Here is a 25,407-nt window from a genome sequence, read left to right as displayed (position 1 = left end):
CTAGCCATTCTGGTCTTCCTCCCTGGGGGCGGAACTGACGAGGTGGAGCACCGCATCCCCGTATTTCGACAATTTGGCATCCCCGATTCCGGGGACCTGGCGCAATGCGCTCGCTGTCTGTGGCACCTTTTCAGCGATGGCCACCAAGGTCGCGTCTGTAAACACCATCATCGCCGGCAACTTTTCTGACTTGGCGGTGGTGGAGCGCCACTCTTTGAGTGTGTCCAGAAGGTGCTGGTCATAGGTGGCTGGACAGTTTTGACAGCGGCCCAGTTTCCGGGCCACCGGTGTTTCCAGTGGCTGGCCACAGACCCGACACTGTGCCACCTGTGAGCGCCCGCGACGCTTACCGTGGAAGTCACCCGGAGAGGACCGCTGGGCCTGGTTCGATGCCGACACACCCGTGTGCGGTGAAGGAATCGTCTGCGTCGATGACGCTTGCGGGATCAGGGCCGAGAGGAACCGTGAGGGCTTGGACTTGTTGCCAGTTCTTCCGTTGCGGTGACGCGGCCAGCTGAAAAAAATTTCATTCCGTGCACGCGTAATACCCACATAGAACAGTCGTCGTTCTTCATCAATCTCGCTCTGGGTTTGAGCAAAACCAATCGGGACCATTCCCTCGGTGAGTCCGGCCAAGTAAACCGCGTCCCATTCCAATCCTTTAGCTGAGTGCAACGACGCCAAGGTCACCCCCGAAACGGTGGGCGGATGCTCATCGGTGTCTCGGTGCTGTAGTTCCTGGACCACCTGGTCGAGACTGAGCTGTGCACCGTGATCATCCAGCATTCGGCGACCCAAGGTAATTAGTGCGTCAAGGGACTCCCACTTCTGTCGCACTGCACCGGTGGCTTGGGGCGGATCAGTGCTGTATCCCAATGAGGTCAGGATCGCTTCCATCAGCTCCACCACCTGTTCGCCCCGCACCGCAGGTGAGGCCTGAGCGGCGGAGCGTAGTTGCAAGACAGCTTCCCGAACTTCAGTGCGTTGGAAGAACCCTTCGGCGCCTCGGAGCTGGTAGGGAACGCTGTGTCGGGTCAGAGCCTGTTCGAAATGCACCGATTGGGCGTTGGTACGGAACAGTACCGCAATATTTTCCGGGAGTTTTCCGTCGGTGATTTGCTGATGGATATGGCTGGCGATCTGGTCTGCTTCGGTCTGTTCATCCTCACATTCCCAAAACACCGGCGCCGGACCATTATCTCGCTGAGAGACCAACTCGAGCGGACGAGGCCAGGGAGGCATTCTTCCTCCGGCTTGTTGGCCCTGTTGGGTCCGTTGTTCCAAGAGTCGATTGGCCAAGGCCACAATGTGCGGGGTGGACCGATAATCCCGGATCAGCTCGATACGTTGAGCCTGCGGATAGGTCGTTGTGAACTCCAACAAGAACCGTGACGTGGCCCCGGTAAAAGAGTAGATGGTCTGCGAGGCATCACCCACCACGCATAATTCATGGCTGTCGCCCAGCCAGGCCTCTAGCAACCGCTGTTGGAGCGGGGAGACGTCCTGATACTCATCGACGATAAAGACCCGGTACTGACGACGTACTTCGGCTGCAATAGCTGGCTCAGATTCGAGGATCCCAACCATCAACAGCAACACATCGTGGAAGTCCATCAATCGCTGGTCGGCTTTGAGATCTTCATAGGCTTGAAAGAGCCGAGAGAACAACAACGGGTCCCACCCGCTAGGCAACGGGCGGTGACCTGCCTGATGTTGGTAAGTCTCCGGGGTGAGCATCGAGATCTTGGCCCATTCGATTTCTCCGGCAAGATCTCGGACCGTGGCTCGATCGGTACTCATCCGCAGCCGGTTAGCCGCATCAATAATCAGTCGGATCTTATGCTCTAATAGCCCAAACATTGGTCCACCAATTGCTTGGGGCCAGAAATAACTCAGCTGCTTCAACGCCGCGGCGTGAAATGTGCGTGCTTGTACTCCCCCAGCGCCTAGCACCCGGAGACGAGCTCGCATTTCCGCAGCGGCTTTGCTGGTGAAGGTCAGCGCCAACGTGTGAAACGGACTATAGGCTCCGGTGGCCACTCCGTAAGCAATCCGGTGGGTAATGGCTCGAGTTTTCCCGGTCCCGGCCCCGGCCAGAATGCACACGGGTCCGTGCAAGGCGGTGGCTGCCCGGCGTTGCTCCACGTCGAGGCCTTCAAGCATCTCCTCGGGTGAACTCACCGTGGCACCTCCTTGACTCGATAGATTGTGCAACGTCCGGCCCAACGTCGCTACGTGGCTTCAGCGGTCACCTCAGAAACGTAGCACGCTAAGGCGCTCAGTTTTGCAGTACGTGTGGGTCCGGAAGAGGCCCGCCATACCAGTGCTCGATCAGCATTCGTGCGATCGATGCGGACCCGGGTAGGTAGATCTCGCCACGCTCAGCCTGAGACCACATCTCGGCTTTGGTAAACCACGTCACCGACCGCATCTCCTTGTTATCCGCTCGAATTGTCTCCACGTTGGTGGCACGCGCCCGAAAACCTAGCATTAACGATTGCGGGAACGGCCACGGTTGCGAACCGAGATACTGTGGGTCAGCCACGTGCGCCCCGGCTTCTTCGTAGACTTCTCGGATCACCGCTGCCTCGAGGGATTCTCCGGGCTCAACGAACCCCGCCAGTGTGGAGTACCGGTTCGGGGCCCATGCCGTATTATTTCCCAGCAGTATTCTGTCATCGTCATCGGTGATGGCCACGATGATGGCCGGATCGGTGCGGGGGAAGTGCTCAATTCCTTCAGCGGGGCAGGTTTTAACCCAGCCGGATTGCTCAGTGACCAGCCGGTGTCCACAATGCGAGCAGAACCGGGTCCGGGAGTGCCAGTTGGCAATCGCCACCGCCTCCACGAAAAGGCCGGCTTCTTTGCCAGAAAGCCCCGCTGCGACTTCTCGAACCGAGAGCCATTGCACTCGCGCCGGATTAACCTCCGCCCCATCCCAGCGGTGCGGGTTGAGTAACTGTGGTGCAGTATCTTTTGACCCGGAAGGCACCAGGACAATGTCGTTGGGGCTGATCCCGTCTAGGTCCTCGGGGGACAGGTCTACTACTCGTTCACCGCGTCCCAGATAGACCGCTTCTTCTGGAAGCGGGCCTTGGGGGTGGTCGAACACGAGTGCGCCCCGATAGACCGGAACCTGACGGGCGTGAAGTCTGAGGACTTTGGTTTCAGGAGCTGACCAGAGGGTTGGCAACCAGGCAGGGTCCTCCCGTTGCAGGCACCCTCGGTCCAGGTCTTCACGAGCTAGTGGCAAAGCACCAAGAGGAGGGAAAGTCTGCTGATTGCTCATGGTTTCTACGGTACTGGAAACGCGCTCGCTTCTGGGGAGTCATTCCTCAGGGCATAACGGTGCGTCGCTGAACGCTGGCTGAGTATTCCAGCCAAATTGTGGACTCGCCAAATCACAAGCGGGCCGGTAAAGGTGGATATTCAGTAGGCTGGATGCTGTGAAACGCACACCCATGGAACTCGCCGCCCTCGCCTCCGCAGCTATGCCGGGACTAGATATTGTGGGTGTAGCTTCCACCGGCGAACAATCCCCAGAGTTCGACAATGCCCTGGTGACCGACCGAGATAACACCATCTGGCGGGTCCGCTCGCCGCGCACTGACCAAGCCGGCATGAGGTTGGAAACCGAATTGGAGGTGCTGTCTGGTTTTACTCCCACGATTCGGGCGAAGTTACCTTTCCGCGTGCCTTCTGTTGCCGGAGCTGTGCAACTGGATCGTCGTCGAACTTTTGTCTATCACCAGATCCCCGGCGAGGAACTGGACCTCGACACCATTGTCTGCCTGCCCGATATCGTTCGGGATGACCTCGGACGGATCACCGCAGCAATCCACGAATTACCACGTTCGGTTGTGGAAATTGCCGATCTGCCGGTGTATACCGCTGAGGAACATAGAACCCGTCGTCTCAACGAATTGGACCAAGTCGCGCTGACCGGAAAAATCCCCTCGATACTCTTGCGACGGTGGGAAAATGCTCTGGAAGAAACCCAAATGTGGGGGTTCACTCCCACGGTTGTTCACGGAGATCTGCACGAAGAACACTTGTTGTTCGACCGTGGTCGAGCAGTGGGTTTGATCGGCTGGACTGACCTTCATATTGGGGATCCTGCGGTCGATTTTTCCTGGTTAGCTTCAGTCGAGGATCCAGTCTTCGGTGAACAGATCATCGATGCCTATTACCGATATCTGGGCGCTGCCGCCGATGAGCGGGATTTCCACCTGATGCGACGGGCATCATTGAGCGCTGAATTTGCTCTGGCCCAATGGCTGATGCGTGGCATCAACAGTCATGATCAGCGTATGATCGATGATGCGGTGTCGATGCTGGACGATTTGGCCGCCGACGTTGCAGAAACCGGTGGCCAGGACGTGGGCTCGGAGCTGTCAAAGCCTCATCACTCCTCGGTCGCGGCGCCCGATGAAACTAATCCGGCACATTCCATGGCCAAAGCGGACGACGGCACCTCTGCTGAACAGGTCCAGCAGGTCAACGAGCCAGAAGAGGTCACTGCCCCTATCAGCACCATCAACGCTAACCTCAACGCTGAGGATGGTGCCGTGGTGACCGACGCCGATGTCGATGCTGACGACGATGACGCGACCGAAGACGAGAATCCAGTCCGAGATGATCCCAAAGCATCTGAGGCCTCGCCACCGGAAGCAGACAACGCAGACGACGGTGATCAGGTCGATGACGATGCCGGCGTTGTCACCGAACCGGTGTCGTTAGACGCCATTCGTCAGATGACAGAGGACCGCGAGTCAGACTCCGCGTCGCAGGCCGAGGATTCATCATCTCGCAACTAGTCCTCCTCCGTCGCATTGGCAGTGTTCCCTATCACCGCGACGATAGCCACTCAATCTGCTCCGTGGGGTTCGGTGGCTTCCAGCGCTTGAGCCAGCAACGCTTCCAGTTGCTCGGCGTCAGCAAGGTTGACCGGAGTTCGTTCTTCGCCATGTGCAAGGTACACAAAACGTCCCGAGATATTCGCCAGGGGAATATCATGTAGCCGTGACCAGGCCAAACGGTACAGCGCCAGCTGAAGTCCTTTATGTTCCAAGTCGTCTGGGGTCGACGGCACCATACCCGTTTTCCAGTCAACGAGCTCCCACTGCGCGGTGGGGTCGAATTCCTGATCCGGGTGGTCTCCCCCGTTCCGAAAAACAGCGTCAATACGGCCACGAATGGTCACCGACCCGACTGTCGTTTCCACCCCGGCTTCGATGAACGCTGGTGAGCGTTGCGCCCATCTGGTGTTCAGGAAGTTCTCTCGCAGGGTCGTCACACCGGTTTGTTCGTCCCAGACCTGGTCGGCATCCTCGACCGGGTCCTCGAAGTCGAGCATGCCCGTGATGCCAGAACGCTGACTGGCGAAATGTTCCTCAATCCATTGGTGGACGAGCGTACCTGTTCGGGCTGCTTTGATCGGTCGACGTGGCATCGGACGTTTCAGTGACTTCGCTACGGTGTGCGGGTCGTCTACCAAACTTATAAATGCTGAGGCCGAGAGGTGACTTGGCAAGTGAACCTCACTGCTCTGCGTCATATCTTCGTCGGGTTGGGCCCACTGCACGCGTTGAGCCAGCTCGTGGTCTTCAATATCCGTGACAGATGTTTCACGCGCATCGGTCACCCATTGTGCCGCTTGTGTCACCGCTTGGCGACGTGGGTAGTGGCGAACCAGAGGTTTTCCGGCCCGGTCATCGATCCAGTAAACGCCGTCATAGAAGTCCGTTGCATTGATTTGGTAAATCGATGCGCCATCGAGAGGATCGACAGGCCAGGTGGAGACCAGGATCTTCTCAGCCCGCGGGTTCTTATCTCCGACGACTTCGGGGTCTGTTGAATCAACCCAGTGTCCAGTTTCGACCCCGTCTAGTCCCTGAAAAATGGTCAAGAACTCGGACTGTTCAACGGCTTTCTTCTTTGTTCCCACCCAGTGGCTTCCTGAGAGCCACAACAAGTGCTTGGGGCGGGTGAAGGCAACATAAGCTAGTCGCTTTTCTTCGAATCCATTGCGGATCTTCACGTTCTCAGACAACCGATGATAGGTCACCCGATCCTGATCTTTCGTGGAGAACGTGGTGTTGCCTGCTCCTGCACTCCACTCTTTTAGGGTTTCGGCCTGGTCGAAAGGCCACTGATACTCGTCTGGAATATCGTGGCGAAGCCCCCAGGGTAATGCCCCGCTGGAGGTGGAAGTCCATCTCTCGGGTTTCTCCGACGGGAATTTTCCTGCGCTCAGTCCGGGAACGAACACGGCGTCCCACTCCAATCCTTTGGAAGAATGGACGGTGAGCAACTGGACGGCTCCGGGGCGTGGTTGAACGGCGGATAGTGCCAGCCCTTTTTCTTCTGCCTCAGCGGTTTCTATCCATGCCAGAAAGCCCGACAAATCAGACGTCAGGGAGTCGTTCAACCCTTGTGAGAACTCGTCGACGACATCGTAAAGGGCTTCCAGGTGTTGCAGTGCCTCGGAGAGTTCGGTTCCTGGATGTGCCAGAACTTCTGCCTCAATCCCACTACGGCGGGCAATCATCCGGAAGAATTCCGGAAGATCCAGTGAACGCAACTCTTGGAGCGAGACTAATAGGTCCGCAACACGGTGCAGTCGTTGGAGCCCTTCCTCGGTGAATCCGTGATGGGCTGCCTCCTCAATCGGCGGTAACTTATAAAGTGCTTCGATCAGTGACACTTCTTCAGCATCTTCGGAGACGAGTGCCTCGGCGAGCTTCTCAGCATTCCAGATCTGTTCTGGGTCATCAGACCGGAGTTCCGACGGAGGTTGAGCGTCACGTCCATGACGCACGAGTCCTCGGGCATAACGGTTAAGTGCCCACAAGTCGGCTGTTCCGATTCTCCAGCGCGCATTACTCAAGATACGTACTAGAGCTTCGTTTTCCTGCGGAGCGGCAACCACACGAGCTAACGACAGCACCTCGACGACGGCGGGAACCTCGACAAGCCCCGTCATCCCCAGGATTTCATAGGGGACTCCTCGCGCTTCGAGTGCTTCAACCAGAGGCAGGAAGTCTGCCTTGCGACGACAAAGAATGGCAGCCGACTTCTCGGTGTGATGTGGCTGGTTCGAGCCGGGATCGGTAATCCCCAGGCAGTCTGCGACGGTGTCGGCCAGCGTGCGTGCTTCGTCTTCGGAGTCTTTGAACCAATTGATAACCACGCGTCCGGGTTCACCGGTCACTCCTGCCGAGAGTTCTTGGACCGGGACGGGCCTGCCGGTGGTCGGTTCTCCATCCAGTTGCCCGATAATGGCATTGGCACCGCGCAAAATGCGCTCTCTATTTCGCCATGCCACGCTCAGGGGCAAGATATCGGCTGGAGCCCGTGTGTCAACACGGTCGTCATCGGCACGCCTAACGGCTGGGAAATATTCGGGAAAAAGACCCAGCTGACCGGCGGAGGCACCTCGGAATCCATAGATCGACTGGTTGGGGTCCCCCACAGCTGTGACACAGTGACCTGCTCCCTGGGAGGATTGGGGGCCGAACAGCGAAGAGAACAGCATCATTTGGGCGTGCGAGGTGTCTTGGAATTCGTCGAGGAGGACGACCTTATACTTCTCGCGTTCGCTGGCGGCAGCTTCGGGAATCGTGGAGGCGATCAGTTGGGCATAATAAACCAGGTCCCCATAATCCATGAGGTTATGGTCCTTTTTCACCTGGGCGTAACGTGCAACGATATCGGCCATGGTCATTTTCACGCGGAGGCTGTTAAAGATCTCCGTGGCGTATTTGGGCCGTTTTGCCCCGGTGTCTAGACGCTGGCCGGACTCCAAAATTTCGATCACGTGCTCTTTGATCTCGTGTGGTTTCACAAGATGTTCGTTGGCTTCCGCGGCGAGTTTTTTGACCGCCGAGATCAACGAACTCTCGGTAAAGTCCAGTTCGGACACATCAGCTTCCCAGTTTGCCACGATCTCGGCGATGATCTGGAATGATCGGGCCTCTCCGATCATTTCTGAATCGGGTTCGACACCAATGCGTAGCCCGTAGTCTGCTACCAGCGCATTCGCATAGGAGTGGTAGGTGGAAACGCTGGCTTGTCCCGGGTCGTGGCGGTCGAGAGTCAAGCCTAGTGACTCGTGGCTCGCGAGGTTTTCAATGGCGGCGTTCACGCGTGCTGCTAATTCACCAGCGGCTTTGCGAGTAAAAGTGACGCCAAGAATTTCTTCGGGACGCACAAAACCGTTGGCAGTCAGCCAGATGACTCGGTCTGTCATGGTGCGCGTTTTGCCCGAGCCAGCACCAGCGACCACCAGGAGGGGGTCTGGACCGTATTCGATGACGGCGCGCTGTTGTTTCGTGGGATACATCCGCTGTTGGGGTGGCTTCGCGGACTGAAGGATATCGGCCAGTTCTTCAGCGCTAAACCGAACGTCTCCCCAGGTGTTTCGTTGCGGTTGAGCTGCTAAAGGTTCCACTCTGTGATCTGCCTTCCTTGCCGTGTGATGGGTGAGAGGATCTGGTAGGACGATTTCTGGAACTCCCCAGGGTCCCACCAGGTCAGATAGCTCGCTCCAGAGACGCGTCGCGCCGCGTCCCGGATCTGTTGGCTAGCCCAGTTTTCTTCCGGGTGCTTGGGATCCTCGGGAACAACCGGCTGTTGGTGTTGGACTTTTAGGTTCTGGTTGGTGGTGCCCAGCTGGACTAGCATGGCTCCACCTGGGGTGGTGGGCTGAGAAAACTCGGCCGACTCGAGCTTCGTTGCCTTCAAGACGCCGGAGATGATCAGGGCCTGATAGGTGGCCAATTGTGGCAGGCGGTCAACCTCTTCGCTTCGAGGCATCGACTTGCCGGTCTTGAGGTCTACCACGGTTGGACGTCCCTGTGGGTCTTTTTCCAGCCTGTCAATTTTTCCGTTAACTTTCACGTCGAGATCCTCAACCGTGAAGGTGGCGTTGACGCCCAATTCGGTAGCAACCAGACTCCGGCCGTCGTGACGCATGGCGATGACATACTCGCTGAAAAAGCTCAGCATATCTTTGATCCGCTGGCGTTCTCCCTCGGCCTGCCAGCTTTCGGGGTCAAGCTCCAGGGCGCGGAGTAAAACCGGGAACAATTCTTCCAGTCCGGCTTGCAGGTCTTCGGCTCGTCCCTGGTGGTATTTTTCAGCCAATGCGTGCACGAAGGTGCCGCGCTTCAAAGGCTCTGACGAGGAGGTTGAGGCTCCGATCTTATCGAAGTACCACTCGGCTGGGTTCTCCAGAGCGGTACCGAGGCTTGAAGGCGACAAGGAGATCATGGGCCGACCAGATTCGAGATCTTCGGCAACGGCTGCCGGGTGGGTACTGGACAACGGTGCCAGCCCCCACCAGAAGTTGGGGTTGGCGCTGGAGACGCCGTGGTCGCTTAGCACGGCCAACGCAGTTGCTGCATCACGTTGCCGGCTTTCATCGCGATGTTCTGGTTTCTGACGGGCTGAGTTCTCCAGTTCTCGACGCAGGGTGGCGACCAGCATCCTCCGCGTCAACGGTGTGGGCACCGAGGTTATCGGCCGTACTGGCTGGTCCTCAGTGACGTGCCAGGGCTGGATTCGATCAAGGAAAGCACTAGGTTGAGATTCTTCGGTAGCGACCGCTGAACCGATCACGATCTTGCGTGCCCGGGAGATGGCCGCGGCGAAGGTGCGCATTTCGTCGGTTCGAACTTCCGCGATCCGGTCTACCAGTCTGTCATGGGTCGTTCGACCACGCACGAGGTCGACGAGGTCCCCGGTTTTCAACAATTGTCCACGCACTCGGGTGTTGGGCCAGATGCCTTCTTGGACTCCCACAATGAGGACTGCGTCCCACTCACCGATGACCGCAGACGACGGGGTCAGCACCGAGACCGCCTCATCAAGGTGGTGAGTCTCCGATAGCGAGTCCATGGGGAGGTCTTGGTTTTCCAAGTATTCGACGAATCCGGCGGACGTTTCGCCGGGGAATTGATCTTCGTATCGTTCGGCGGCGTCAAAAACGGCGATCACGGCGTCAAGGTCGCGGTGGGCCTGAGCCGCCTGTTGCGCCTCACCTTCCAACGCGGTAGTTTCCCACGATGTCGCGACGCGAGCTGCCTGCCATCCGGCCCACAAAACCTGACTCGGTTCAGGTGAGTCTGACTCCACGGCACCACGCATAGCGTTGAGCATCGTGCCAATGCGCACCACGGAACGAGCATAATCCGGAAGGGCACGCTCAGGGTCCAGACTCAACATCTGGTATACCAGCTCCGGAGAGTCGACCAGTATATCCAGTAGCTCATGTGAGCCTCGGCTTCCGCCCTGGGCTTGCTCGGTTTGCAGTAAACGGCGTCGTAACTGGCGCACGTGTACCGCGGTGGCACCGCCGTAGCGACCGGTGAGTAACCAGCTCAACCGCTCCGGTGCAAGACCGGTCCCCCGCGGTGGTGCCGGACTGCTGGCAACGGCCACCAGGGTGAGCAGCGGTGAGACCGCTGCCTGCTGGTTGAGCATGACGTCGGCCATGCGTCGGTGCACTGGGATCCCCTCTAAGCTCAACGAACGGGCGATGGCATCGACCCGGCTCGCGGTGCGGGCAATGACGGCCATGTTCGAATAAGGAATCTTATGTTCTAAATGCAGTTGCAACAGTTGTTGGTGCACCAACAGTTTTTCTTGGCCAGCACTGGCCACCCAGCGTACTTCGGCACGCTCATCGTTGTGGTTTGTTGTGGTCTCGGCCTCTTCCGAGGTGGGAGTGGCAGGCACCGTTGAGGGCAACCCCATGGTGACGGGAATACGTTGAGCGGCCCGACGCCAGGCTTGGAAAACCGGTGCCGCCATGCGGTGCTGATGTGTCAGTTCGATGATCCGCTGGCGACGTTGCTCGCCGGAGAGATCGCCCCTGATCATCCGTTGCGGTAGCTCGGAGAGCAACTGCGGTGTCGCTCCGCGGAAGCCCTGCACCGTCGTGGTCGGGCTGGCCGTCATCACCACATCCAGGTCACTTGCCCAGATCTCTAGAAGGCGGTAGACCGCTGGGTTGGCGTCCTGGATGTCGTCGATGATCACCACCGGACGCCGTTGACGCTCTGCGTCGAGAAAAGAGCGGTGGGCTGGGTCAGCGAGATAATCGGCCGCCCGGGTAATCAGTCCCGCTGGGTCGAAGGCCGATGCTGAACGCAGATCAAGGTCATCGCGATAGTCCTGCAACAGCTCAGCAACAGCTACCCATTCGGGGTAATGATACTCTTCTCCCCACCGTTGGAGTTGGCCCGGTTCAATACCGTATTCGCTGCAACGATCGATCAGTTCGCGAACCTCACGCCGAAATCCAGCCAGCCCCACGGCCTGTTGCAATGACTCGGGCCATTGTGGCCCGGTGTTTTCTTCCCGGTAGGTCTCCAGAATCTCCGCGATCTTTCGGTCCTGTTCAGCACCAGCTAACAGCCGAGGTGGTTCCTCCACATGTTCCAGATAGCCTTCGGCACGCATCCGCCGAATCACATCAAAGGCAAATGATGCCACGCTGCGCACCGGTGTCTCTGCCCGTGTACCCAACCCTTCGGCCTGCAACCGCGCGGTCAAAGCGTTTCGAACCTGGCTGGCTGCTTGGCGCGAACCCGCCAGCATGACTACCTCGTCTGGCTGACAGTCGGTGATCATTCGCTGGACCGCGTATTCAATCGCGGTGGTTGTCCTCCCGGACCCGGGCGCGCCGATCACCAGGACGGGCCCGTGACCGGCTGGCAGCGTGACAACACGGCGTTGGTCAGCATCAAGTTCAACAGCGGAAGCGACGGGCTGGAGAGGCTGGAGGAGTTCAAACCCAGGCTGTGGCTCAGACATAGTGTCCATCTAACCGCACCACCAAGGACAAGTTAAGCCTTGGCAGAATTGTCGCGGTGTTGTTTCCACCACCGCAAGGCGGTGGGTTCCCCCGGAGGCGTCGACCACGTAGCGTAAGACAGGTGAACGAAGCTCTACAATCGATTGCCCCACGTCCCGATCAGCCGTGGCACTGCGGTGCGATGGTGGGGTTTGATCTGGAAACGACCGGTCGGGACCCGCGCCAAGCCCGGATTGTCACGGCCTCATTAGTCGTCGTGGATCCGCAGCGGGTCCAACGGGCCAATGCTGAGTGGTTACTCAATCCCGGTGTGGAGATTCCTGCTGAGGCAACCGCAGTGCATGGGATATCCACTGAATATGCCCACATGCACGGGACCGCTGCGCGGGAGGGAATTGACCAGATCGCCGGCACGCTGGCTGACTTCATGGCAGCAGGTTTCCCCGTGGTGGCCTATAACGGGGTTTATGATTTCACGGTATTAACCGCAGAAATTGCCCGCCACGGGCTAGAGACCTTGACGATCTCCGGGGTCGTTGATCCCTACGTCTTGGATAAACAGGTCGACACCTACCGCAAGGGTGGACGCACGTTGGGCAAAGTCGCTGAGATCTACCAGGTCCGGCTCGATAATGCGCACGCCTCAGCCGCCGATGCATTGGCTGGTGTGGAGATCGCCTACGCCATCGCCGAGAAGTACCCTAAGCTATCCGTACCTTTGTCCGAGCTCTTCGAATTGCAGAAACGGTGGAAATCCGCCCAGGCAGAAAGTTTTGAAGCCTACCTGCGCCGGAGTAAGGATCCTGAGGCGACAGTGTCGCGCCATTGGCCAGTCGAAGACCTCGACGGTTCTACTCGGTAGCGGCCGCGGCAGCCTTGGCTGCTGCCGGGAGCGCCTCGGCAATCCTGTCGATGGCCTGCTGGTCATGAGCCGCGGAGACAAACCAATCCTCAAACACGCTGGGCGCGATGTAGATACCTTGTTCGAGTAACGAGCGGAAGAACGGCGCGAATCGGAAGACCTCCTGGTTCTGCGCGTCGTGGTAGTTGCGCACCCCGTGGTCGCTGGTGCCAAAGGCCACGGAGAAAATCGTTCCCGCCACTTGCAGGGAATGGTCCACGCCTTCAGCATCCAAGGCCTCAGAGACCAGTTGCTGAATCTGCCGGGAGGCATGAGTCACCTGCTGGTAGACCTGCTCATCAGCATTGCTGAGAGTCGCGATACCGGCAGCCATAGCCACGGGGTTTCCCGACAGGGTTCCTGCTTGATAGACCGGCCCCAACGGGGACAACAGGCTCATGATCTCGGCGTTGCCGGCCACCGCTGCCACCGGCATACCCCCGCCGATCACTTTGCCAAAGGTCCACAAATCCGGAGTCCAGCCCTCGGGTTGACCGGTTAACCCCCAGCCTCCGGTAGGGGTAGCGCGGAATCCGGTGAGGACTTCATCCCAAATGAGTTTGGCCCCGTGGCGCTGGGTGATTTCACGTAAGAAGCCCATGAACCCTGGCTCAGGCGCCACAATGCCCATATTGGCCGGCACGGCTTCGGTGATCACCGCAGCAATCTGCTCGGGGTAGTCAGCGAAGACTTCTTCCAGGGCTTGCCGGTCATTGAAGGGCACCACCAGCGTTTGGGCGGCCACCGCAGCAGTCACACCGGCCGAGCCCGGAAGTGACTGGGTCGCCACACCCGATCCCGCCGAGGCCAGTAGCCCATCGGAGTGGCCATGGTATCCCCCGGCGAATTTCACGATCAGATCCCGTCCGGTGGCACCGCGCGCGATGCGTAGCGCGGTCATGGTCGCCTCGGTCCCGGTCGAGACAAACCGGATGCGATCGATCGGCAGAATGGATTTCACCAGTTCGGCTAAGTGTGTCTCGTCCGGGGTGGACGCACCGAAGGACAGGCCACGGTCGACCGCTGCATGCACGGCCTCCACCACCGCCGGATGTTGGTGCCCCAGGAGCATGGGCCCCCATGAGCCAACCAGATCAACGTACTCGTTACCTTCGACGTCGGTGAGGTAGGCACCCCGAGCACTGACGATGCTCGGCGGGGTCAGTCCGACGGATCCGAACGCGCGCACCGGAGAATTCACCCCGCCGGGCATGGCGGCTTCGGCAGCGCGGAAGGCCTGCTGGTTGCTGGTGAAAGACGTAGGCTGGTCGGTCATGGGATTCTCACAGTCCTGTTCTGAGCTGGACGGGGTCGGGCGGGTCTGGTTGGAACTCACTGGGCCTTAGATCAGGCCACGGTGGATCCAATCGGCGAGTTCTAGGGCGTAGTAGGTCAGCACCTGGTCAGCTCCAGCCCGACGGATGGACAGCACCGACTCGGCCACGGCGGCGTCGCGGTTGATCCACCCGTTAGCGGCAGCTGCTTCGATCATCGCGTACTCTCCGGAGATCTGGTAGGCCGCAACCGGTACGTCCGAGAAGTCGGCCACCTCGCGCAGGATATCCAGATAGCTCATCGCAGGTTTGACCATCACCATATCAGCGCCTTCTGCTAGGTCGAGCTCGGTCTCCAGCAGAGCTTCGCGCCGGTTCGCCGGGTCCATCTGGTAGGTTTTACGGTCGCCTGTCAGGCTGGAGTCTACCGCTTCGCGGAAGGGTCCGTAGAAAGCGGAGGCGTATTTGGCCGAGTAGGCCAGGATCCCGACGTGTTGGGCGGAGACCTCGTCGAGGGATTCACGGATGACCCGGACTTGGCCATCCATCATGCCAGACGGGCCGACCATGTGCACCCCGGCTTCGGCATGGGTTTGGGCCATTTTGCCGTAGAGCTCCAGGGTGGCGTCATTATCGACCCGTCCGGTCTCGTCGAGGACGCCGCAGTGGCCGTGCTCGGTGAATTCGTCCAGGCAGAGATCGGACATCACCACCAGATCGTCACCGACTGCCGAGACAACCGCGCGGATGCCACGGTTGAGGATGCCGTCGGGGTTGAGTGCTTCGGATCCGGTGGCGTCGAGTTTTTGCGGGATCCCGAAGATCATGATGCCACCCAGTCCGGCTGTGGCGGCCTGGGTGGCAACCTGTTTGAGAGAGTCTTCGGTGTGCTGGACGACGCCGGGCATCGAGACCAGCGGGTTCGGCTCGGTCAGGCCCTCTTTGATGAAGACGGGAAGAATGAGTTGGGAGGGATGAAGCCGAGTCTGTGCGACCATCCGACGCACGGCAGAATTTTGACGCAGGCGCCGGGGACGTTGGAGCGGAAAAGACATGGTCCTTCCTTCTCCCCTGCTATGGGGGGTCGGCAGTGTGGGTTCGGCGCTGGTGACAGGCTGATGACAGCTGGTCACCGCGTTCCTACGGTCCACTCTAGTCGTCATCTCGTCGTTATAGTTCAGCGGCCATGGCCCGGCCGGCGGTGCGTCCGGTGAATAAACACCCGCCGACAAAGGTGCCTTCTAGCGCCCGATAGCCGTGGGATCCACCTCCGCCGAATCCGGCGGCTTCGCCGGCAGCATAGAGCCCGGGGATCGGGGTTGCGGTGGCATCCAGGGCTTGGGAGTTTAAGTCGGTTTGGATCCCGCCCAGGGTTTTGCGGGTCAGGATGTTCAGTCTCACAGCAATCAGTGGCCCGTTGGCCGGGTCGGTAAGTTTGCCGGGGGGAGCGACTCGGATGAGCTTATCTCCCCACGAAGCCCGGTGGGAGCGGATAAAGGTGATTTGCGCGTCTTTGGAGAACGGGTTGTCCAGTTGCAGATCGCGGGCGCGGACTTCGGCCTGGACCTGTTCGGTATCCAGCGGCACCTCTGGTTCGAGTTCTTGCATCAGGGTCAGCAACTCATCCAACGTGTCGGCCACCACGAAGTCTTCGCCGTGGTTTTTGAACGCTTCCACCGGCCCTGGGGCACCGGGGCCCAGCCGTTTCAGTAACAGCTTCAGATCCTTGCCGGTCAGGTCGGGGTTTTGTTCACTGCCGGAGAGCGCGAATTCTTTTTCAATAATCTTCTGGTTCAGAACAAACCAGGAGTGGTCGTATCCGGTGGCCCGTAGCTCAGCTAGGGTGGCCAGCGTGTCAAAACCGGGCAGAGCCGGCGGGCTGAGCCGGTGTCCGGTCGCATCCAGCCACAGCGACGAGGGGCCGGGCAGAATTCGGATACCGTGGCGCTCCCAGATCGGGTTCCAGTTTTTTATGCCTTCCACGTAGTGCCACATGCGGTCTTGGTTGACTAGTCGGGCTCCAGCATCACCGGCAATAGCCAGCATGCGCCCATCCACGTGCGCCGGGACCCCGCTGATCATCCGCTGCGGTGGGGTGCCCAACCGTTCGGGCCAGAAAGAGCGCACCAACTCGGGGTTGGCGCCGATCCCGCCGGTGGCGAGCAGGGTCGCTGTAGCTCGGAACTCAAAATCATCGATCACCGCACGATTGGTTGCCACACCGCGTTCAGCATCGTCAGTAGCTAAGACAGCGCCGCGGACACCGACAACCCGAGAGTTCTCGACGATCAGCTCGTCAACCCGGTGGCGATGGTAATACCGCACCAGGCCACGGTCGACGTAGCGTTGCAGCTTGCGGGCGAAGGGCGCGACGAGTCCGGTTCCGGTGCCCCAGGGGATGTGGAATCGGGGAACAGAATTCCCATGGCCGGTGGCGGTACTGCCACCACGTTCAGCCCAGCCCACCACTGGAAAGAAGCTCACGCCGTGGCCGGTGATCCACTCGCGCAGTTCCTCGGCGGCGAAGTGCACGAAAGCCTCACCCCAGGCTTGGGCCCATTGATCTTCGGGATGGTGCCCTTCCAGCCGGTCCCAGCCGGCACTGGCGCGCCAATCGAGCAGGGCGAGCTCAAGGGAGTCTTTGATCCGCATGCGACGCTGTTCGGCGCTGTCGACCATGAATAATCCACCAAAGCTCCAGTACGCCTGGCCTCCAATATTGCCTGCGTTCTCTTGGTCGATCACCGCCACGCGGTGTCCAGCCTCGGCCAGCTCGCAGGCGGCTACCAGACCGGCCAGACCGTGACCGACGACGAGGGCTTCGAATCCATCCGCAAAGTATGCCATAGATCACATTTTAGGGTAGCTGGAAAGCACTGACACAGGACTTTAAAGGTTGCGTAAGATCTGTAGGATGCCCGCAGCGTTCGGGGCGGTCGCGGTGCCGGCCATGGTGATGTCCAGTTCGGTGGCGGTACTGGCCGTTGGGCGCCCCAGGGCAATGAGTCGGTAGTGCGCTAGCGGCGCCGGAAGCTCACCTGCCCGCTCGGCCAGCTGGCGCACCGCTGAGGAGGCGGTGAGCACCACCGGGGTACGCGGGTTCAACGCGTGCAGGTCCACCAGCCGCTGAGCGCTCTCGGGGCGTGGGGCGGCCAATAACCGTCGCCCTGCCGGTCCGGGATAGACCACCGTGTGATAGATCGGCACGTGATCGACCCGATAGCCGAGCCCACGCAGTCCCGTCACCAACGTCTCAGTGGCTGCAGCTGATTGGGGTAGTGCCACCGGCCGCGCCGGCTCGACCGGCAGTTTCCGGGACCCAGGCAGGTCGGTGAGAATGCCGTGCGCGGACGCTTCGGTGGTGGGGGTCCAGACCGTGCCCGGGTAACCGTGCTCGCCCACCTTCCGGGCGGTGCCGGCCCCGGTAGCGACCACGACAGTATCGCCGTCGGCCAGCCGGGCCCAATCAAGCCCCAGCAAGCTCAGCGCGCGGACGGTATTGGGGCTGGTCACCACCACGCCGGCGAACACGCCAGCGTGGAGCCCTGCTACGAGACGCAGGCCCGGCACGCGGTCCTCGGCCAGCACGAAATCGGTCAGGGGGCAGAACTGCACGCTGATACCGTGCTCACCCAGTCCGGCCTCTAATTGCGACGCTTGGGCCGGGTGCCGGGTGATCACCACCGTGTCGGTGATCACCTCGGTCATCACGACAGGCTACTCCCACCGTTTCCGCGCGGCGGTGCTTCGGGCAACAGCTCAGCCCCGGAATCCAGGAGTTCTTCGGCAACGGCCGTACCCAGTTGCCACGCATCGGCCCGGGAGTGGTCGTCATCGATCAGCTGGTCACCGTCGACACAGACCGGTACCGACCGATTGGCGCGGATCAGGTTAACCCCGTCCATCCCGGCGACCATGGCCTGTAATGCGAGCGTGCCGGAGTGGGCGTCCACGGTGGCCAGGGCCCCGATCGGGGCCGCACAGCCGGCTTCCAACCGGGCCAACACCGCGCGTTCGGCAGTGACTTGGAGCAGGGTGGCGGGGTCATTGAGTTGTGCCAAGGCGTCTTCGACCGCCGATCCGAGCAGGCGAGTGGTACTGACCTCGACCGCCAGCGCTGCTTGACCGGGGGCCGGTAGCATGACCGAGGGGTCGAGCCGTTCGGTAATGGCCCAGTCCATGTCCACTCGGTCGAGCCCGGCACAGGCTAGGATAACCGCGTCCAGATCGCCACGGTCCGATCCGGCAGCGGCCGGTGCGTTGTCGTGGTGGTGTTCGTAGCCGACCACCCGCGCCAAGCGGGTGGCGACATTGCCACGGATATCGATCGGTTGCAGATCGGGCCGGTAGTGGAGCAATTGCGCCACGCGCCGGGGTGAGCCGGTCCCAATACGGGCCCCTGCCGGGAGCTCATCCAGGCTCATGCCGTCTCGGGCGCACAGCGCATCGCGGGGATCAGCTCGGACGGGTACGGCCGCGATGCGCAAGGACTCGGGCTGGATCGCTGGCAGGTCCTTCAGCGAGTGCACGGCCAGATCCACCCGACCCTGCACCACAGCGGTCCGCAACGCTGCAGCGAACACTCCGGTGCCACCCAGTGAGGCCAGCGAGCCGGTGGTCACATCACCTTCGGTGCGGATGATCTGGGAGGTGATCTCCACCCCGGGTAGCCAGTCGCTGAGCTGATCGGCAACCTGCTGGGCCTGCGTGCGGGCCAGCGCGGAACCGCGAGTGCCCATCAACAACATCCGGCCGGGCACGGAGTCGGTAACGGTCATTTAGGCCAACACCTCGGCGACGTCATCGATCTCGATGTAGTGACCGGTGTAGAAGGGGACTTCTTCGCGCACATAGTGCCGGGTCTCGTTATTGCGCAGATGCCGCATCATGTCAACGAGCATATCCAGTCGGGGCGCTTCCAGGCCCAACAACCATTCCCAGTCGTTCAGGCCGAAGGCCGAAACGGTGTTGGCCCAGACATCCGGGAAGTCTTGGCCGAGCTGGCCGTGGGAGCGCAGCAAGTCACGCCGTTTGGCCGGATCCATGGTGTACCAGTCGTAGGAGCGCACAAACGGGTAGAAGCACAGCCATTTGCGGGGTTTACGGCCCATCGCGAAGGCCGGCACGTGGTCCCTATTGAACTCCGCCATCCGGTCGGCCCCCATGGCGGTAAAGGCTACGTGGGTTCCGGCAAACAGATCGGCGCGACGCACTTGGCGGATGGCCTGTTGCAGGGCAACCGGGTCCTTACCCCACATCCACACCATCACATCGGCTTCGGCTCGCATACCGGAGACGTCATAGAGACCCCGTACGGTGATGCCCTGTTCGGACAGATCAGCAACTAAGGCGCGGAAGGCCTCGGCATCACGCTGTTTTTCCGAGGCCGACCGGGCCGAGCCCACGGAGTTCTCGTGACGGTTGCGGGCAAAGACCGTGTACGTGGTGAACCAACTCGTGTCCAATTCGGGGACCGAGCTGGCCTGTTGTTGCACCGTACCGGGGGCTGGGGTGCTGTTCTCCGTCTGTTCTGTCATGACGGTCTCACTTCCTCTCGTGTCGGATGATCACTACGTCAGGATTGATCTGTCGGGGTGCTCACAGGCGGTGGTGATTTGATCAGCTGGCGGGCCCGCTGACGCACATCAGAGATGATCGCCAGCAGTCCCGTGCCCGACACCCACGGGCCGGCGGCCATCATGGACTCGGGCTCCATCGCCTCCAGCAACGCATTCACCGCGCGGGTATGGGCTGGAGTCGGCGAAGGCAAGGCCTCGCGCCAGCGCACCACCGCTGAGGCACGCACCCGGGCGGCAAAGTTTTCCGTGTCAACACCGAGCAATCGGGGCACGTCGGTCAGTGCGGCGGTGATGAGCTGGTCATCGGTGCTGTGATACCCCAACGCGTGCCCGGCAACGGGATCGGAGATGCGGCCGTAACTGAGCCGGAGCACATGTCGGTGGGTAGCACCGGTGGGGTTAAGTCGTTCATGCAGCCAGGCCCACTTGGCCGAGACGTGGGTCATCGCCTTGGCGGCCACATCCGTGACGTCAGGAGCCACCAGCAACCCGGTCCCGCGCGGGGCAGCGTCCAGTTCGGGGTGGTCGACTAGCAGTGTCACCAGGCCCACACCGGTTCCGGTGGCCGGTTGCGCCTCGGTCGGAAGTTCGGGTGCCTGGCGCCTCGCGCGCAACGTGGTGATCAGCCGGTAGCTCGTCACGGCGTCACAGGCCAGCACGAGGCGGTCGCCGCTCAGCTCGACCTCGGATGCCTCAGCGGCGGTGATGAGTACTCGGTAACCAGAGCCGCCGGGGGTCTCAGCGTCCGCGAGCGAGGTCACCGGGGCTGAGGTCACCAGATCCACTCCCCTCTCAGCTAGCTCCGCGGTCAGGGCGTCGATGATCCGGTGCATACCACCACGTAAAGAGTTCACCGCGGCCCCGGGCCGACCGGACCGTTTCAGCGCCGTAATGGCCGCCGCCAGCGACCCCTGTTCCACCATCGCGTCCAAGAGACCGGGGATCAGCTGACGCACGTCCGCGCTCGCCGGGTCAGTGGAGAGCACGCCGGCGACCACCGGGGCCACAAGGTTATCGACCACAGCCGGGCCCATACGGTCTGCGACTACCTCGGCGAGGGTGATCGGTGTCTGGTCGGTTAACACCTGTCGGTAGTCATCCACGGGGGCCGAGAGGTCTTGTTGGGCCCGAGCGATCCCTTCAGGACCGAGAGCTGTGGCTACATCGGGGCTGTGCAGATCTCCGGGAATGCCGAGCACGCCCACTGTCGGGGAAGGAATCGCCCCCCGGTCGCGGGTGTACAGCCACGAGCCACTGGCCTGTGGTGCCACGATCTCCTCGCCTAGCCCCAGTTCTGTGATCAGCTCCGCCACGGCGGGACCACGGGTGGCAAAAGCTTCCGCGCCAGCGTCCACCCGCAACGACACGTTCGGGTCGTGTCTCACCTGCTCATCCGTCGGATTGATCGCCTCACCGAGCTCCAGACCGGCCAACGCACCACCAGGATGCATTGCGGCCTCCAGCACCGCGACGCGAGCCCCGGCCATGCTCAGCTCCCGGGCCGCGGTGAGTCCGGCGATGCCACCGCCGATAACCACGACGTCGTAGTGGTTCCCCTGCAACCCGGGTAGCTCACTCATGGGGTAACACCACGCCCTGGGAATCCTCAGCGGACCGCACTCCCACCGAGATGGAGTGGATGAACGAGACGAGCTCGGTCAATACCTCCGGGTCGGTGCTGGGTGGGACCCCGTGCCCCAGGTTGACCACGTGCCCGGGGGCGCACTCGCCGGCGGCCAGCACCGCGCGGGTGTGGGCTTCAAGGGTGGGCCATCCGGCATCGAGGAAGGCCGGATCGATATTGCCTTGCAGGGCGCGTAGTGGCTGGGCCTGCTCACCACGGCGGGCTTGCAGGCGTCGATAGGCCTCGTCCAGCCCGATGCGGTAGTCCACGCCGATCACCGACGCTCCTGCCTCACGCATCAGGTCCAAAATCTCAGCGGTGCCGGTCCCAAAGTGCACCACCGGCAGGTCGAGTTCGGCTCGCAGGCTGTCGAGCTCCGCCAAGGCTAGCGCTGAGTACGGCATCACCGAATGCTGATAGTCAGTCCGCGATAACGACCCAGCCCAGGAATCGAAGAGTTGGACCGCCGAAGCCCCCGCGCGCACCTGGGCGGCGAGGAACAGACCGGAGGCGTGGGCGGCCCAGCGCATCAGCGCCTCCCAAGTCTCCGGTTCCCGGTGCATCATGGCCCGTGGCCCCAGGTGATCCCGGCTCGGTTTGCCCTCCACCATATAAGCGGCCACGGTGAACGGCGCTCCAGCGAAACCAATGAGGGGGCGAGGCCCGAGCTCAGCAACGGTACGCTGTACTGCTTCGGCAATTGGAGCAAAAATTTCGGGGCCGAGTTGATCCAGATCTGGTAGCGCTGCCACATCCTGTGCAGTCCGGACCGGTTTTTCGAGCACTGGCCCCACACCGGGCTGGATCTCTACGCCAATTCCGGCCAAACGGAGCGGGATCACAATATCGGAGAAAAAGATCGCAGCGTCCACGTCATGGCGTCGCACCGGTTGCAGAGTGATTTCACTGGCCAGTTCGGGGTTCACGCAGGCATCCAGCATGGTGGTGCCTTCCCTTAAGCGTCGGTATTCGGGAAGCGACCGGCCGGCCTGACGCATAAACCACACCGGACGGCGACTAGGCATCTGCCCTCGGTAGGCTCGAATCAGATCGGACTGTGCGGTCGATCGTCGCGCATCGTCGGTGAGCAACGGGTGATTTGCCCACACGCTGGAGCCACCACGGGATTCTTGAGTCATGACCCCATTCTCCCACGTTGAACCTCATGCCCCTGAATGTAAGACGTGGTGATCAGCCGTCAGAAGAAAAACCATCGCGATGGCACCCCGGACTGTTCAGGCAAAGATGACAAACCGTGAGGCATCATACTTAGGGTGCGCTCACTTTAATCGGTGAGTGCACTGGCCTAGCATGGAAGTCATTGTGGCATTATTTTCGTTGGTTGCTGCGCACACCTGGCTTGACCTCGAGACGGTGGCGGAATTAAGCAACGGAGTTCCAGGGGTCGCCTCCACGGTAGAAAACTCTCCCCATTTACAGGGGGCAGTGTCTCTTTCGACCTGTAACCGTGTCGAAGTGTATGCAGAAATCGCTACCGGAGCCGACGCGGCACAAGCCCAGGTTGACATCCTCCAGAGCATCGCCGACCAGACCGGTCTGCGCCTAGACCAGGTTCGGGATGCGTTCCATATCCTTCCGCACGACGAGACGGTACGACACCTCTTCGAAGTCGGCGCCGGACTCAAGTCTGCTGTCGTTGGTGAACGCGAGATCGCCGGACAGGTGCGCCGGGCCCTCACCGAGGCCAAGCAAGCCAACACCACCACGGGCAATCTCACCAAACTTTTCGAAACTGCGTCCCGGACCGCCAAACAAGTCGGTACCGAAACCGCGTTGGGATCGACTGGACGGTCGGTCGTGTCTGTGGCGCTGGAGCTAGCAACCCAAATCCGAGCCGGGTCAACCGTCGTGGCGACCAAGCGGTTCTGGGAAGATGCCAATGTGTTGCTGGTGGGTACCGGTGCATACGCCGGAACCACCATCGCCCAGCTGGAGCAACTCGGCGCTCGCAACGTTGCAGTGTATTCCTCCTCGGGCCGAGCCGAGCAGTTTGTCGCCGATCGTGGTGACTGGGCCATGGCAGTAGATAGTGACATGGTGCATGAGGCTTTTGCCGAAGCAGACGTCGTGATTGGCGTTTCTGGGCAAGAGCGGACCATCTCCAAACCTGAGTTGCAACGACTGCGTTCCGGCCTCCCGCATCGCTTGACCATTATCGATCTAGCGCTCAGCCATGACTTCGATCCCGATATCGCCGATCTTGACGGGGTTGACGTGGTTACGCTCGAGTCGGTCAAGATGGCGGCGCCAGACGAGCAACAAGAATCCATTACTCGGGCCAAAGGCCTCGTGGACCAAGCCGTCGAAGATTTCCTCAGTGAGTCCAAACAGCGCTCTGCCTCCGATGCCATTGTGACCTTGCGCGAGCACACTCAATCCGTACTCGAGGACGAAATTGCTCGCGTGCGGCAACGCCACGGATGTACCGCAGCCGCCGAGGAAGTGGAATTCGCCATGCGTCGCATGGTGCGTCAGCTCTTGCACGAACCAACAGTGCGGGCACGTCACCTGGCCGAAGAAGGGCGCCTAGCGGACTACGAGCTCGCACTGGAAACCATTTTCGGTCTCGACGTGGCCGCCGAAACCGCTGAAAGACAGCGCAAGAAAGCTGAGCGTCAAGCAGCACGCAAGCGTGCACAGACACCCGAGCAGACACCGGTAGCCGATCCCACGTGCCCCCACTCCGATCATCGTGCCGAGAGCGCTTAAGCACTCACCACCGGCCACCTCTTTCGCTCACCTGCGACACTTCTCATCCAAGAGCTCGGTGCACAGTTTTCACTGGCTTTGTGCTCTCTTGGACGCGCATTCATCACTTATATTTTACCTTTCATCTATTTTCCCAGCATAGCGTCGAGTGTGTTAAGAGAGTTGCCTCTCACGGCAAAAGACTTCCGATAAACTCCCAAGTCACTGGCAATATTGCGATTCCATCAGTAAAGTATGAGAATCGTTAACTACGTTTTTTTCGAGGGATGACAATCACTCGTAATTTCAGTAGAAATACGACAGACATTCATCACCGTGGAAGGATGGCGAACTCTCCATGGTGCAGACCACACCGATACGTCAAGGACGGTTAGCAACTCGTGACACGTCTACCTAGAAGCCAGCGTCGAGAACAACTTCTCACCATCGCTGCTCAACATTTTGGAATCAACGGCTACGTCAGATCCTCTATGGACGCCATTGCCAAGGAAGCCGCAATTTCCAAGCCAGTTCTCTATCAGCACTTCGAGGGCAAAGAAGACATCTACCGCGCCATCTTCAATGACCATCTCAAAATGCTCGGCGAGAAACTCACCCAAGCTTTCGACGAAGAAAGCGACTCAGAGCGACAGTGCGTTTACAAGTGCGTTGCCGCAGCCTTTGAATTCGCCTCGCGCCCTGATCGTCCATTCCGAGTCATTCTGGACCGTTCGACTCCTCTGGAGGGTGAGCTCGACCGAGTCCGTCGGGAGTTTCTCGGAAAGATCACCGACAAAATCCACACCTTACTGGTTGACGACTCCCATCTCACCGACCAGCAGACCAGACTTGTCTCTTCCATGGTCACGATTACCGTGATTAGCGCAGCCCACGGTTGGACCTATATGTCCAAGGATCAGCAACAGACCGAGGAACTGGGCCCGAACCAGACCGCCGAGATCGTGACCGACATGTTGCGTGAGGGCATTTCTGTGTTTCGGAACTGACAATTACGCCACTGGCCGAAGCCCGCGGCAGACAGGGCTGAGAGCGCACGGAGCCGAGGGCATCTCCGCTAAGCTGGGTTCCCGAAACAACACTAACCGCGTTCACGGCTTGTGAAGGAGAGACATGGAAATTCGTATCGGTGTTCAACACGTCACCCGTGAAATTGTGTTCAAGACAGATTTGCCGGCTGAGAAAGTGGTCGAGCAAGTCCAAACCGCCATCAAGGATGGAGGTATGGTTCAGATCGACGATATTAAGGGTCGTACGATCCTGGTCCCCGGCAATGTTGTAGGCTATGTCGAGGTAGGAGACACCACGTCTGGCCCGGTCGGTTTTGTCGCCAGCTAGACTCGACCATTCCTCACTACGACACCACGTCCCCGGTGTCATTGACGCCCCTGGATGACCGGTCGTCTGCGATAGAACGCTACCGCTTAATACAGCTCAGAAGACTAAACCGCGATCGGCTCCACTTTTTTGTCCATTGTGTT

The 25,407-nt window shown here is 60.3% G+C and carries 17 protein-coding genes; 5 read left to right on the top strand and 12 right to left on the bottom strand.

The window, feature by feature from the left end:
- Positions 1-2,181 carry an ATP-dependent DNA helicase UvrD2 gene (locus DCC25_RS00490; protein WP_110100234.1) on the bottom strand — a complete coding sequence of 727 codons (2,181 nt, stop codon included), beginning with the start codon at positions 2,179-2,181 and terminating at the stop codon, positions 1-3.
- Between the two features lie 97 nt (positions 2,182-2,278).
- Positions 2,279-3,289 carry an NAD(+) diphosphatase gene (gene nudC / locus DCC25_RS00485; protein ID WP_110098575.1) on the bottom strand — a complete coding sequence of 337 codons (1,011 nt, stop codon included), beginning with the start codon at positions 3,287-3,289 and terminating at the stop codon, positions 2,279-2,281.
- Between the two features lie 157 nt (positions 3,290-3,446).
- On the opposite strand from nudC, the gene DCC25_RS00480 reads away from it, so the two are divergent.
- A complete protein-coding gene (locus tag DCC25_RS00480; protein ID WP_146206391.1) occupies positions 3,447-4,817 on the top strand; it encodes a phosphotransferase in 1,371 nt (456 codons plus the stop codon).
- A gap of 50 nt (positions 4,818-4,867) precedes the next feature.
- Here the strand turns inward: DCC25_RS00480 and DCC25_RS00475 are convergent, their stop codons facing one another.
- Together DCC25_RS00475 and DCC25_RS00470 are read right to left on the bottom strand one after the other, a co-directional pair.
- Entirely contained in the window at positions 4,868-8,452 is a 3,585-nt protein-coding gene (locus DCC25_RS00475) for an ATP-dependent DNA helicase (RefSeq protein WP_110100232.1), read from the bottom strand.
- Positions 8,440-11,820, bottom strand: a complete 3,381-nt coding sequence (locus DCC25_RS00470) for an ATP-dependent DNA helicase (protein ID WP_158524692.1) — start codon at positions 11,818-11,820, stop codon at positions 8,440-8,442. Before DCC25_RS00470 ends, DCC25_RS00475 begins: the two co-directional genes overlap by 13 nt.
- A 182-nt stretch (positions 11,821-12,002) precedes the next feature.
- On the opposite strand from DCC25_RS00470, the gene DCC25_RS00465 reads away from it, so the two are divergent.
- Complete coding sequence (locus tag DCC25_RS00465; RefSeq protein WP_110100398.1) at positions 12,003-12,683, top strand: exonuclease domain-containing protein; 681 nt, start codon at positions 12,003-12,005, stop codon at positions 12,681-12,683.
- On the opposite strand, the gene hemL is transcribed toward DCC25_RS00465, so the two are convergent.
- The 8 genes from hemL to hemE form a co-directional block, all read right to left on the bottom strand.
- Positions 12,673-13,998 carry a glutamate-1-semialdehyde 2,1-aminomutase gene (hemL, locus tag DCC25_RS00460; protein ID WP_110100230.1) on the bottom strand — a complete coding sequence of 442 codons (1,326 nt, stop codon included), beginning with the start codon at positions 13,996-13,998 and terminating at the stop codon, positions 12,673-12,675. The genes DCC25_RS00465 and hemL overlap by 11 nt on opposite strands.
- A 66-nt stretch (positions 13,999-14,064) precedes the next feature.
- Complete coding sequence (hemB, locus tag DCC25_RS00455; protein WP_110098570.1) at positions 14,065-15,051, bottom strand: porphobilinogen synthase; 987 nt, start codon at positions 15,049-15,051, stop codon at positions 14,065-14,067.
- A 115-nt stretch (positions 15,052-15,166) separates the two neighbouring features.
- A complete protein-coding gene (locus DCC25_RS00450) occupies positions 15,167-16,843 on the bottom strand; it encodes an FAD-binding dehydrogenase (protein ID WP_110100229.1) in 1,677 nt (558 codons plus the stop codon).
- 42 nt (positions 16,844-16,885) lie between these two features.
- Positions 16,886-17,704 carry a uroporphyrinogen-III synthase gene (locus DCC25_RS00445; protein ID WP_110100228.1) on the bottom strand — a complete coding sequence of 273 codons (819 nt, stop codon included), beginning with the start codon at positions 17,702-17,704 and terminating at the stop codon, positions 16,886-16,888.
- Entirely contained in the window at positions 17,704-18,774 is a 1,071-nt protein-coding gene (hemC, locus tag DCC25_RS00440; RefSeq protein ID WP_233487807.1) for a hydroxymethylbilane synthase, read from the bottom strand. The genes DCC25_RS00445 and hemC overlap by 1 nt, the downstream gene beginning before the upstream one ends.
- On the bottom strand, positions 18,775-19,533 hold the full coding sequence (hemQ, locus tag DCC25_RS00435; protein WP_110100227.1) for a hydrogen peroxide-dependent heme synthase: 759 nt from the start codon (positions 19,531-19,533) through the stop codon (positions 18,775-18,777). It lies immediately after the preceding gene.
- A 38-nt stretch (positions 19,534-19,571) separates the two neighbouring features.
- A complete protein-coding gene (locus DCC25_RS00430; protein WP_110100226.1) occupies positions 19,572-21,155 on the bottom strand; it encodes an NAD(P)/FAD-dependent oxidoreductase in 1,584 nt (527 codons plus the stop codon).
- A complete protein-coding gene (hemE, locus tag DCC25_RS00425) occupies positions 21,148-22,338 on the bottom strand; it encodes a uroporphyrinogen decarboxylase (protein ID WP_110100225.1) in 1,191 nt (396 codons plus the stop codon). The genes DCC25_RS00430 and hemE overlap by 8 nt, the downstream gene beginning before the upstream one ends.
- 184 nt (positions 22,339-22,522) lie before the next feature.
- Between hemE and DCC25_RS00420 the strand changes: the two genes are divergently transcribed.
- From DCC25_RS00420 to DCC25_RS00410, 3 genes are all read left to right on the top strand, one after another.
- A complete protein-coding gene (locus tag DCC25_RS00420) occupies positions 22,523-23,929 on the top strand; it encodes a glutamyl-tRNA reductase (RefSeq protein WP_233242814.1) in 1,407 nt (468 codons plus the stop codon).
- Between the two features lie 380 nt (positions 23,930-24,309).
- Positions 24,310-24,915, top strand: coding sequence for a TetR/AcrR family transcriptional regulator (locus DCC25_RS00415; RefSeq protein WP_110098563.1), 606 nt, complete (start codon positions 24,310-24,312; stop codon positions 24,913-24,915).
- A 124-nt stretch (positions 24,916-25,039) separates the two neighbouring features.
- Positions 25,040-25,264 (top strand): DUF3107 domain-containing protein, encoded by a 225-nt coding sequence (locus DCC25_RS00410; RefSeq protein ID WP_110098562.1) that lies wholly within the window; start codon positions 25,040-25,042, stop codon positions 25,262-25,264.
- Positions 25,265-25,407 lie beyond the last annotated feature (143 nt).

It is taken from the genome of Auritidibacter sp. NML120636 (genome assembly GCF_003185945.1).
Taxonomy (GTDB): Bacteria; Actinomycetota; Actinomycetes; order Actinomycetales; family Micrococcaceae; genus Auritidibacter; species Auritidibacter ignavus.
This window is presented reverse-complemented; position numbering and strand designations above follow the sequence as displayed.